Source organism: Pedococcus sp. P2_E4, assembly GCF_056403935.1.
The window spans coordinates 1-11,184 of record NZ_JBFUEO010000064.1 but is presented as its reverse complement, the minus strand read 5'-3'; the positions used below and the strand labels follow the sequence as shown (position 1 = coordinate 11,184).

9 protein-coding genes and 1 pseudogene are annotated in these 11,184 nt (G+C 70.1%); 2 read left to right on the top strand and 8 right to left on the bottom strand.

Going from position 1 to position 11,184, the window contains the following annotated elements; all coding sequences use genetic code 11:
- The 8 genes from AC1DV7_RS17580 to AC1DV7_RS17545 form a co-directional block, all read right to left on the bottom strand.
- Nucleotides 1–486: cytidine deaminase (locus AC1DV7_RS17580; protein WP_477598626.1), on the bottom strand; the 486-nt coding region annotated here is incomplete at its 3' end.
- The gene (locus tag AC1DV7_RS17575) at nucleotides 487–1,752 is read right to left on the bottom strand and encodes an ABC transporter permease (protein ID WP_477598625.1); all 1,266 of its coding nucleotides are present in this window, start codon (nucleotides 1,750–1,752) and stop codon (nucleotides 487–489) included. It abuts the gene before it with no gap.
- Entirely contained in the window at nucleotides 1,749–2,867 is a 1,119-nt protein-coding gene (locus AC1DV7_RS17570; protein WP_477598624.1) for an ABC transporter permease, read from the bottom strand. Before AC1DV7_RS17570 ends, AC1DV7_RS17575 begins: the two co-directional genes overlap by 4 nt.
- The gene (locus AC1DV7_RS17565) at nucleotides 2,864–4,393 is read right to left on the bottom strand and encodes an ABC transporter ATP-binding protein (RefSeq protein ID WP_477598623.1); all 1,530 of its coding nucleotides are present in this window, start codon (nucleotides 4,391–4,393) and stop codon (nucleotides 2,864–2,866) included. The genes AC1DV7_RS17570 and AC1DV7_RS17565 overlap by 4 nt, the downstream gene beginning before the upstream one ends.
- A gap of 300 nt (nucleotides 4,394–4,693) precedes the next feature.
- Nucleotides 4,694–5,740: a BMP family lipoprotein gene (locus tag AC1DV7_RS17560; protein ID WP_477598622.1), complete on the bottom strand. Its 1,047-nt coding sequence runs from the start codon at nucleotides 5,738–5,740 to the stop codon at nucleotides 4,694–4,696.
- 151 nt (nucleotides 5,741–5,891) lie between these two features.
- Entirely contained in the window at nucleotides 5,892–7,106 is a 1,215-nt protein-coding gene (locus AC1DV7_RS17555) for an amidohydrolase (protein ID WP_477598621.1), read from the bottom strand.
- A gap of 133 nt (nucleotides 7,107–7,239) precedes the next feature.
- Nucleotides 7,240–8,835: an acyl-CoA mutase large subunit family protein gene (locus tag AC1DV7_RS17550; RefSeq protein WP_477598620.1), complete on the bottom strand. Its 1,596-nt coding sequence runs from the start codon at nucleotides 8,833–8,835 to the stop codon at nucleotides 7,240–7,242.
- Between the two features lie 73 nt (nucleotides 8,836–8,908).
- A complete protein-coding gene (locus AC1DV7_RS17545) occupies nucleotides 8,909–9,394 on the bottom strand; it encodes a GbsR/MarR family transcriptional regulator (protein ID WP_477598619.1) in 486 nt (161 codons plus the stop codon).
- A 53-nt stretch (nucleotides 9,395–9,447) separates the two neighbouring features.
- Between AC1DV7_RS17545 and AC1DV7_RS17540 the strand changes: the two genes are divergently transcribed.
- Both AC1DV7_RS17540 and AC1DV7_RS17535 read left to right on the top strand, forming a co-directional pair.
- On the top strand, nucleotides 9,448–10,359 hold the full coding sequence (locus AC1DV7_RS17540) for an ABC transporter ATP-binding protein (RefSeq protein WP_477598618.1): 912 nt from the start codon (nucleotides 9,448–9,450) through the stop codon (nucleotides 10,357–10,359).
- A pseudogene (locus AC1DV7_RS17535) lies at nucleotides 10,356–11,184 on the top strand (ABC transporter permease); the annotation flags it as partial. The gene AC1DV7_RS17540 and the pseudogene AC1DV7_RS17535, both read left to right, overlap by 4 nt.

Genomic DNA, 11,184 nt, shown 5'->3' with positions numbered 1-11,184 from the left:
GGCGGGGGGCGGCTGGGCGATCGAGAGGTTGTCGGGACCGAACGCCTGGGGCAGGACCTCACGCATCGGCAGCACACCCTGGGGGGTCAGCAGCAGGCAGTCGGGGCCGCCGTTCTCCCAGAGCAGCTGGCGGCACCGCCCGCACGGCATCAACGGCTGGCCGTCGCCGCCCACGCACGAGACCGCGACGAGGCGGCCGCCACCGGAGGCGTGCAGCTCCGAGACCATGCCGCACTCCGCGCACAGCCCCACGCCGTACGCGGCGTTCTCGACGTTGCAGCCGACGACGACGCGGCCGTCGTCGACGATGCCGGCGACCCCCACGGGGAAGTGGGAGTACGGCGCGTACGCCTTGTGCATGACCTCGATCGCCTTGGCGCGCAACGACTCCCAGTCGAGGTGCTCGGGCGCGGGAGGTGGGGTATGCGGTGAGGCTGGCTCACCGGCATACCCCTCCTCCGGCTGTGCCGCAGGGTCGGTGGGCACCTAGTGCCCCTCTCCCTTGCGGTAGATCTGGCCGTCGGCGGCGGGCATCCGCAGCCGCTGCGAGGCGAAGGCGAGCACCAGCAGCGTCGTGACGTACGGCGTCGTGCCGGTGAGCTCGGCCGGGACGGCGTCCGCGGCGAGGTACCACCAGCCGACGAGCACGCCGACCACGATCGCCAGCACGCCCTGCACGGTGCGCTTGTTGCGGACCAGCTGCCAGATGCCGACCGCGATGAGCAGGACGGCGAACAGCAGCAGGAACGCGTGGACGGTCGCGCCACCGCGCAGCTGGACGGCGTCGGTGTAGCCGAACAGGGCCGCGCCGGAGAGCAGGCCACCGGGTCGCCAGTTGCCGAAGATCATGGCTGCGAGGCCGATGTAACCACGACCACCGGTCTGTCCGTCGCGGTAGATGTTGGCGGCCACGAGGGCGAGGAACCCGCCGCCGAGGCCGGCCAGGCCACCCGAGATCAGCACCGCGAGGAACTTGTAGCGCATCACGTTGACGCCGAGCGACTCGGCAGCCACCGGCGACTCACCGACCGACCGCAGGCGCAGGCCGAAGGCGGAGCGCCACAGGACCCACCAGGTGCCGACGAACAGCAGGATCGCGATGATCGTGAGGATCGACAGGTTGGTGCAGGCTGCGCGGAGGACCGCGGCGACGTCGCTGACGAAGAACCAGTTCTTCTTCTCGAGGGTGCCCAGCCCGTCGGAGATCCCCGGCAGGGTGAAGCTCGGCAGCGGGTCGATCGGCGGGGACTGGGTGGGGCCACCTCCCGGGAGGCCGTTGAAGAACCGCGCCGCGAGGTACTTGGCCACACCGAGGCCGATGATGTTGAGGGCGACACCGGACACGATGTGGTCGACCCCGAAGGTCACGGTGGCGACGGCATGGATGAGGCCACCGAGCATGCCCATGAAGATCGCGCCGAGCATGCCCGCCCAGGGCCCCATGTGGTAGCCGAAGAAGCCGGCCCCCCAGGTGCCGAGGATCATCATGCCCTCGAGTCCGATGTTGACGACTCCAGCGCGCTCCGACCACAGGCCGCCGAGGCCGGCGAGACCGATGGGGACGGCGAGACCGATCGCGGCGGCGAGGGCTCCGGACGAGGCGATGTCGTCGGCACCGGTCACGACGCGCAGGATCGAGATCATGGCCAGCACACCGACCGCGATCACCGCCCACTCGCGCAGGCCGTACTTGCGACGCTTGGGCTTGTCGACCACCGTCTGCGTGCCGACCTCGAGTCCTGCGGCACTCATGCCGGGGCTCCTTCCGTGGCGGGCTTGGCACTTCGCTGGGCGGCGAGCTCACGGGCGACCCTGGCCTGCTCGAGCCGCTTGTCGGCCCGCCGGATCAGCTCGTAGGCGATGACGACGGCGAAGAGGATGACGCCCTGGATGATGTTGACGAGCTCCTGGGCCACGCCTGCCTGGATCTGCAGGGCGTTGGACTGCACGTCGAGGAAGGCCCACAGCAGCGACGCGAAGGCGATGCCGACCGCGTTGTTGCGCCCGAGCAGCGCGATGGCGATGCCCGCGAAGCCCAGCCCCGCCTGGAACGTCGTGCCGTAGTTGAAGTCCTGGCCGAACAGCAACGGCATACCGACGAGGCCCGCGAGGGCGCCGGAGGCGATCATCGCGGTCATCACCATGCGCGGCACCTTGACACCGCTCGCGACCGCAGCCGTCTCGGAGCGGCCAGTGGCCCGCAGGTCGAACCCGAAACGCGTCTTGCCGAGGATGAACCAGTAGAGGAAGCCGACGAGGATCGCCAGCAGGATCAACGTGTAGACCCGGTTGGTCGCGCCGGGGAGGAGCTTGAACCCCTCGAGCTGCGACGACTCCGGGATCGTCTTGGTGTTGATCGAGTTGCTGCCCTCCTGGCGGTCCGCGACCTTGAGCAGCAACCAGCTCACGACGCCCGTCGCGATCGCGTTGAGCATGATCGTGGAGATCACCTCTGAGACGCCCCGCTTCACCTTGAGGTATGCCGCGATGCTCGCCCAGAGCCCACCGGCGAGCATCGCCACGAGGATGCTCACGAGGATGTTGAGCGGCCCCGGGAGCCACGCCTGGCCGGCGAAGACGGCAGCCGCGAAGACCGCGATGCGGTACTGCCCGTCGACGCCGATGTTGAAGAGGTTCATGCGGAAGCCGACGGCGACCGCGATGGCGGAAAGGTAGAAGACCGAGGCCGCGTTGATGATGTTGACGCTCTGGCGCGGCTTGGGAACCGCGAGGATCGTCTTCCACACGTCGCCCACCGGGTCGCCGACGGCGACGAGGACCAGCGAGGTCACGACGAACGCGACGACGAGCGCGAGGACCGGAGCGGCGACGCTCATGAGGATCCGGCGCGGGTTGAGGCCGCTCATCGGGACTGCTCCTTGTCTTCCGTGGCACCCGGATCCGTGGCACCCGGATCCGTGGCACCCGGATCCGTGGCACCGGCGCCCTTGGCCCCGGCACCGGTCATGGCGGCGCCGAGGTCCTCAGCGGTCACGTTGTCGGGGTCGAACTCTCCGGAGAGCTTGCCCCGCAGGATCACGCGGATCGTGTCGGACAGGCCGATCAGCTCGTCGAGGTCGGCCGAGATGAGCAGCACCGCCAGCCCCTCTCGACGCGCTGCGCGGATGTAGTCCCAGATGCTCGACTGCGCGCCGACGTCGACCCCACGGGTCGGGTGGGCGGCGATGAGCACCTTGGGCTTGTGGCTCATCTCGCGGCCGATGATGAGCTTCTGCTGGTTGCCGCCGGACAGCGAGCCGGCCGTCACGAAGATCGACGGGGTGCGCACGTCGTAGTCGGCGACGATGCGCTCGGTGTCCTTCTTGGCGGAGGCGGCGTCGATGAGCTGGCCCTTGACGTTCGGGCGCTCGGTCTGGTGGCCGAGGATGCGGTTCTCCCACAGGGGTGCGTCGAGCAGCAGGGCGTGCCGGTGGCGGTCCTCGGGGATGTAACCGACGCCGGCCTCACGGATCTCGCGGACGTGCCAGTCGGAGATGTCGGTGTCCTCGAGGAACACGCGACCCGACGTGGGTTCGCGCATGCCCATGATGACCTCGACGAGCTCGGCCTGGCCGTTGCCCTCGACCCCGGCGATGCCGAGGACCTCACCGGCGTGGATCGTCAGGGAGATGTCGTCGAGGGCCGGACGACCCGAGCCGCCGAGGACGACGTTGTCGACCTTGAGCAGCACCCGGTCGGTGACCGTCGACTCCTCGGTGGTCGGCGACGGGAGCTCGGACCCGACCATCAGCTCGGCCAGCTGCCGGGCGTTGACGCTCTTGGGGTCGACGGTGTCGATGGTGGTGCCCCGCCGGATGACCGTGATGCGGTCGGCCACCTTGAGGACCTCGTCGAGCTTGTGCGAGATGAACAGCACCGTGAGTCCCTCGCCCTTGAGCTCGGCGAGCTGGTCGAAGAGCTCGTCGACCTCCTGGGGCACGAGGACGGCGGTGGGCTCGTCGAGGATGAGGATCTTGGCGCCGCGGTAGAGGACCTTGAGGATCTCGATGCGCTGGCGGGACCCGACCCCGAGGTCTGCCACGAGGGCGTCGGGGTCGACGTCGAGCTTGTAGGCCTCGGAGATTCGCTTGATCTCGGTCTTGGCCCCGTCACCGATGCCGTGCAGCTTCTCGGCGCCGAGGACGACGTTCTCGAGGACCGTGAGGTTGTCGGCGAGCATGAAGTGCTGGAACACCATGCCGATGCCCGCCGCGATCGCGTCGGACGGCGAGTGCAGGTTGACCAGCTGGCCGTTGACCTTGATCGAGCCCTCGTCGGGGCGCTGCACGCCATACAGGATCTTCATCAAGGTCGACTTGCCCGCGCCGTTCTCGCCGACGATGGCGTGGACCGTGCCTCGGCGCACCGTGAACGCGATGTCCTTGTTGGCCACGACGCCGGGGAAGCGCTTCGTGATGCCCTCGAGCTCGACGGCGGGGGCCGAGAGCTCGCCGCCCTGGGCGGGCGGCTGCGTCAGCGGTGGGGAGGCAGTGATGGCTCACACTCCTGGTCCGGGCCCGCATCGTCGCGGGCGAGTTCGGGGCAGTTCAGGCGTTCCGGGCAAACCGATTCCGGCACCGGTGGGTCGTTCAGGGAAGCACACGGCCCGGGTCAGACGCTACCGCGCCGCCCGGGCCGTGTACGACCACCTCTGGCTGACCAGACTCCGTTCAGAGCCCGTTCAGGTGTTGGATCAAGGCTTGGTCGGAACCGTGATCTTGCCGTCGATGATCTGCTGCTTGTACTCATCGAGCTTGGTCTTGATGTCGTCGACCTGACCACCGGTCGTGGAGTAGTCCACACCGCCGGCCTTGAGGTCGTAGATGTTGTTGCCGGACTTCTCGCTGCCGTCAGCCGCCGACTTGATGAAGTCGAAGACCGCGACGTCGACCTTCTTGATCATGGAGGTCATGATCACGGAGCGGACGTCGGCCGGAGCCGTGAGGGCCTGGTCGGAGTCGACACCGATGGCGAGCTTGCCGGCAGCCTTGGCGGCCGTGAAGACGCCACCGCCGGAGCCACCCGCAGCGTGGTAGACCACGTCGGCGCCCTTCTGGAACATGCCCTCGGCAGCGGTCTTGCCCTTGGCCGGGTCACCGAAGCCGCTGAAGTCCGGCGGCTGGGTGAGGTACTGGGAGTCGACCTTGATCGACGGGTTGACCGCCTTGGCGCCGGCGATGAAGCCAGCCTCGAACTTCTTGATGAGGTCGACGTTGACGCCACCGACGAAGCCGACGTGGCCGGACTTCGACTTCAGGGCAGCCGCCGCACCGACGAGGAACGAGCCCTCGTTCTCGGCGAACGTGATCTGGTCGACGTTCGCGGCCTTGGAGTCCGCCGAGGCGTCGTCCACGATGGCGAAGTGCACGTCCGGGTTGGCCTTGGCGGCCTTGCCGACGGACTTGGCGTAGGCGAAGCCGACGGCGACGACGTGCGTGTAGCCGGCGTCGACGAGCTGCTGGAGGCGCTCCTCGCGGGCAGCCTCGTTCTCACCGTTGACGGCGGCGGCTTCCTTGACCTCGACGCCCAGCTCGGCCTTGGCCTTGTCGAGGCCTGCGGCTGCCGAGTCGTTGAACGACTGGTCGCCACGGCCACCCACGTCGTAGGCCATGCCGACCTTGACGTCGCTCTTCTTGCTCGAGCTGGAGCTTGAGCTTCCGCTGGTGCCCGAGTCATTGCCCGAGTCACCACACGCAGCCAGCGTCAGTGCTGCCACTGACACGACCGCTGCAACCTTCATCGCGTGACGCAAGGCTGTCTCCTGTTCTATGGATGCACAGAGATCGATCTCTCTGTAGGTACAGGGGCGCAGAGGGCGCCACTGGCCGTGAGGATAGCCCCCCGGGACGTCCGTTCTTACGGCCTTGGGGCGTACCGACAGGAAAGTGTTATCAACCCGCGACTGTGCCGGCCGCGGGCTGCTTGACCACACCAGCCACAACAGCCCCAGCCAGCAGGCGGGCAGCCCACACGACCGACGACTCGTCCACGACGAGGTCGCCCTGGTGCAGGTCGTAGGTGCGGCCCCCGGGGCTGCGCGTGCCCAGCCGGGCCATCGCCCCGGGCACCTGGCGCAGGTACCACGCGAAGTCCTCGCCCCCGAGCGACTGGACCGTGCCCACGGGCGTCAGCCCAGCGCCGACGGCGGCGTCGCGCAGCACGTCCACCGCCTCCGGGGCGTTGACCACGGGCGGCACGCCCTGGACGTGCTCGAGCACGGCCGTCACGGCATACGGGGCCACCACGTGCTGGACCGCCTCGGACAGGAGCGGGCCGATGGTGGTCCAGGCGGAGGCGTCGAGCATGCGCAGGGTGCCTGCCACGGTGCCGCTCGAAGGGATGACGTTGGCGGCGTGCCCGGCGTGGACCTCGCCCCACACGAGCGCGAAGGCGGTGCGCGGGTCGAGCCGCCGCGACAGGACCGCGGGGATCTCGGTGATGACCTTGGCCAGCGCGAAGGTCAGGTCCTCGGTGAGGTGGGGGCGGCTCGTGTGGCCGCCGCGGCCGTTCAGGTGCACGGTCACGCGGTCGGCCGCGGCCGTGATCGCCCCCTCGCGCAGCCCGACGCTGCCGATGTCGAGCGAGGGGTCGCAGTGGACCGCGAAGACGGCGTCGACCCCCTCGAGCCCACCCTGGGCGATGACGTCGACCGCGCCGCCGGGGATGACCTCCTCGGCGGGCTGGAAGAGCAGCCGCACGGCGATGCCACGCTCACGCAGCCCCTCCTCGTGCGCCTTGAGGGCCAGACCGGCGCCCACCGCGGCCGCGACGTGAACGTCGTGCCCGCAGGCGTGGCAGATGCCCTCGGTCGTCGAGGCCCACGGCAGCCCGGAACGCTCCCCCACGGGGAGCGCGTCGAGGTCGGCCCGCAGGGCCACCCGGTATGCCGGCTGCTCGGCTCCGATGTCGGCAACCAGTCCGCTGGTGGGCAGCACCCGGACCGCGATCCCGGCGGCACGCAGCCGCTGCGCGACCCTGGCGGTCGTGCGGGTCTCGCCGCGGGACAGCTCGGGGTGCGCGTGCAGGTCGCGCTGGAACTCGACGAGCTCCGCACGCCGGGACTCGATGTCGGCGCAGATCTCGTCCAGCAGGTGGTGGTCGCTCATGTCAGGGCGCACTCTACCGCCGGGCGCGGTGCGTCCCGACCGTCGTCCAGCGGCGCGGCCTCACCGGTCAGCGGTGCGCCCTCACCGCGTCAGCGGCGCGTCCTCACCGCGACAGCGGCCCGGCCCCGGCGCCTCAGAAGGTCTCGCGCGGGACGTACAGTCCCCACACGTCGCGCAGCGCGTGGCTGATCTCGCCGCCGGTCGCGCGCAGCCGCAACGCCTCGAGCATCGGGTAGAGGATGTTGTCCGTGCCGCGGGCGGCCTCGCGCACCGCCTCGAGGGCTGCCTCGACGGCCGCGTTGTCGCGCTCGGCGCGCAGGGCGGCGAGCCGCTCGCGCTGGTCGTGCTCGATCTGCGGATCGACGCGCAGCGGCTCGTAGGGCTCCTCCTCGTCGAGGGCGAACCTGTTCAGGCCGACGACCGTGCGCTCCTTGTGGTCGATCTCGAGGGCGATGCGATAGGCCGAGCGCTCGATCTCGGACTTCTGGAAGCCCTGCTCGATCGCGGCGACCGCTCCCCCGCGGTCCTCGACGGCCTGGATCAGCTCGAGCGCGGCAGCCTCGACGTCGTCGGTCATCGACTCGACGACGTACGACCCGGCGAACGGGTCGACGGTCTTGGTCACGTCGGTCTCGTACGCGATGACCTGCTGCGTGCGCAGGGCGAGGCGGGCGGCCTTCTGAGTGGGCAGGGCGATGGCCTCGTCGTAGGAGTTCGTGTGCAGGGACTGGGTGCCACCGAGGACGGCGCCGAGGCCCTGGAGGGCGACGCGCACGAGGTTGACCTCGGGCTGCTGGGCGGTCAGCTGCACCCCGGCGGTCTGGGTGTGGAACCGCAACATCTGGCTCTTGGGGTTGGTCGCGCCGAACTCGTCGCGCATGATCCGCGCCCAGATCCGCCGGGCCGCCCGGAACTTCGCGACCTCCTCGAGCAGCGTCGTGCGCGCCACGAAGAAGAAGGACAGCCGCGGCGCGAAGTCGTCGACGTCGAGGCCTGCTGCCTGGGCGGCGCGCACGTACTCCTTGGCGTTCGCCAGGGTGAACGCGATCTCCTGCGCGGGCGTCGCCCCGGCCTCGGCCATGTGGTACCCGCTGATGGAGATGGTGTTCCAGCGCGGAAGCTCCTTGTGGCAGTAGGCGAAGATGTCACTGATGAGGCGCAGGGACTCCTTCGGCGGGTAGATGTAGGTGCCCCGCGCGATGTACTCCTTGAGCACGTCGTTCTGGATCGTGCCGGCCAGCCGCGACGGGTCGGCGCCGTTCTCCTCGGCCACGATCTGGTACATCAGGAGCAGCGTCGAGGCGGGGGCGTTGATGGTCATGCTCGTCGACAGCTCACCCAGGGGCAGGCCGCCGAACAGCGTGCGCATGTCGTCGATCGAGTCGATGGCCACCCCGACCTTGCCCACCTCGCCGTGCGCGATCGCCTCGTCGGAGTCGTAGCCCATCTGGGTGGGCAGGTCGAAGGCCACCGAGAGCCCGCCGGTGCCGTTGGCGACGAGCTCGTGGTAGCGCTCGTTCGACTCCTTGGCCGTGCCGAACCCGGCGTACTGGCGCATGGTCCACGGCCGACCCGTGTACATGTTCGGGTAGACGCCACGGGTGTAGGGGAACTGGCCGGGCTCACCGAGCTGGGAGTCCGGGTCGAAGCCCTCGCGATCCGCCGCGCCATACACGGCCTTGATCGGGAGGTCGGACTCGGAGCGTGCTGCGGGTGCGTCGACGGCCATGCCGCCCACGATAGTGAGCCGGTATGCGGTGTGGTCACCGCTCGTGGCCCACCTCACCGTGGGCCTCGTCACGTCAGTGACCGAGCTCGGCGCGGCGCTTGTCCCACCGCTCGGAGAGCTGCTGCATCTCGACGGTCACGAACTCGAGGAAGGCGACGCTCAGGGCGAGGCGCGCGCCCGCCGAGGTGCCCACGCCGCCGACCTGGTCCACGCCGTCCCTCAGCGTCTGCGCGAGCGGTCCGTAGATGTTGGCCGAGTTCATCATGACGTCGTGCCAGGCGTCGTCGGCCACGACGTAGACGTCGCGGCGGCTGCCGGGCTCGCGCTCGCGGTGGATCATCCGCATCTGCTGCAGGGACCGGACCGCACCCGAGACCGAGGCCGGGCTCACGGACAGGGCCTCCCCGATCTCGGCCGCGGTCATCCGGCCGTCGTCGTCGGCGAGCAGGCAGGCGAACACGCGGGAGGGCAGCCGCTGCATCCCGGCGGCCGTGAGGTCCGAGCCGAACCGCTCGACGAAGCGGGCCTGGGCCGTGCGGCGCTGCGCCTTCGTGGTCATGGGTGGAGTTTAGACTATTCAGAGATTTCTGAAAACTGTGTATAGTCGAAGCCATGACAGCAGTCATCGAGGCCACCGGCCTCATCAAGAGGTTCGGCGCCACGACCGCCCTCGACGGGCTCGACCTGACCGTCCACCAGGGCGAGGTCCACGGCTTCCTCGGGCCCAACGGAGCCGGGAAGTCCACGACCATCCGCGTCCTGCTGGGCCTGCTGCGCTCCGACGGCGGCACGGTGACGCTGCTCGGCCGGGACCCCTGGCGCGACGCGACCGAGCTGCACCGCGAGCTCGCGTACGTCCCCGGCGACGTGGTGCTGTGGCCCAACCTCACCGGCGGCGAGGTCATCGACCTGCTCGGGCGGCTGCGCGGAGGCCTCGACGCAGGCAAGCGCGACAAGCTGCTCGAGGCCTTCGATCTCGACCCGACCAAGAAGGGCAGGTCCTACTCCAAGGGCAACCGGCAGAAGGTCGCGCTCGTCGCCGCGCTGGCCTCCGACGTCCCGCTGCTCGTCCTCGACGAACCCACGTCCGGCCTCGACCCGCTCATGGAGCGCGTGTTCCAGGACCACCTCAGGCAGGTCAGGGCCGAAGGCCGCACCGTGGTGCTGTCGAGCCACATCCTCAGCGAGGTCGAGGCCACTGCCGACCGCGTGAGCATCGTGCGCGCAGGCCGCATCGTCGACGCCGGGACGCTGGCCGAGCTGCGCCACCTCACTCGCAGCAAGGTCGGGGTGACGCTGGCCCGGCCGGTGTCCCCGACCGAGGCAGCCTCCTGGCCCGGTGTCGAGAGCGCGGGCCAGGACCGCGAGCGCCTCACTCTGTCGGTCGAGACCAGCGCGGTGGGCGACGTCCTGCAACGGCTCGGCGTCCACGGCATCGAGGCACTGACCTGCCAGCCGCCCACCCTCGAGCAGCTCTTCCTGTCGCAGTACAGCGACGACCCGGCGGTGGAGGTGCCGGCATGACCTCGTTCACCGGCACGGCGACGCTGCTGCGGCTGGCCTGGCGGCGCGACCGGTGGATCATCGTGTCCGCAGTGCTCGCCCTCGTCGTCACCGCCTACGGGTCCATGGCGGCGACCCTCGACCTCTACCCCACCGACGCCGAGGCGGCCGCCGGTGCGCAGGCGATGCTCGACAACCCGTCCCTCACCGCGATGTACGGGCCACTGCCCTCCCCCACGTCCGCGGGGATCGGGGTGGTCAAGACGGTGATGATGGGCAGCCTGTTCACGGCCTTCCTCGCCTTCGCCCTCGTCCGGCGGCACACCCGCACCGAGGAGGAGGAAGGACGCTTCGAGCTGCTCTCCGCCGGCGTGGTCGGGCGTCGCGCACCGCTCGCGGCGGCGGTGCTGCTCGCAGCGGCGACCGTCATCGCCACCGGAGGTCTGTCGGCCCTCTCCCTCGTGGGCACGGGCGTCCCCGTCACGGGCTCGGTCGCACTCGGCGCCGTCGAGGTCGTCGCCGGGCTGGTCATGACCGGGGTCACGGCCGTGGCAGTGCAGCTCACCTCCACCACGCGCGGCGCCGGGGGGATCGCGCTGGGCGTCCTCGGGCTGGCGTTCGTGGTCCGCGCCCTCGCCGACACCACGACCGGTGGCGATCGGCACCTCGTGTGGCTGTCGTTCCTGGGGTGGGCCGAACAGGTCAGCCCGTATGGCGCCGACCGCCTCTGGATCGTGGGCCTCGCGGTCGCGGCCCTGGCCCTCCTGCTGCTGCTTGCCGACACGCTCCTCCATCGCAGGGACCTCGGATCGGGGCTGTGGGCCGCTCGCCCCGGCCCGGCGGGGG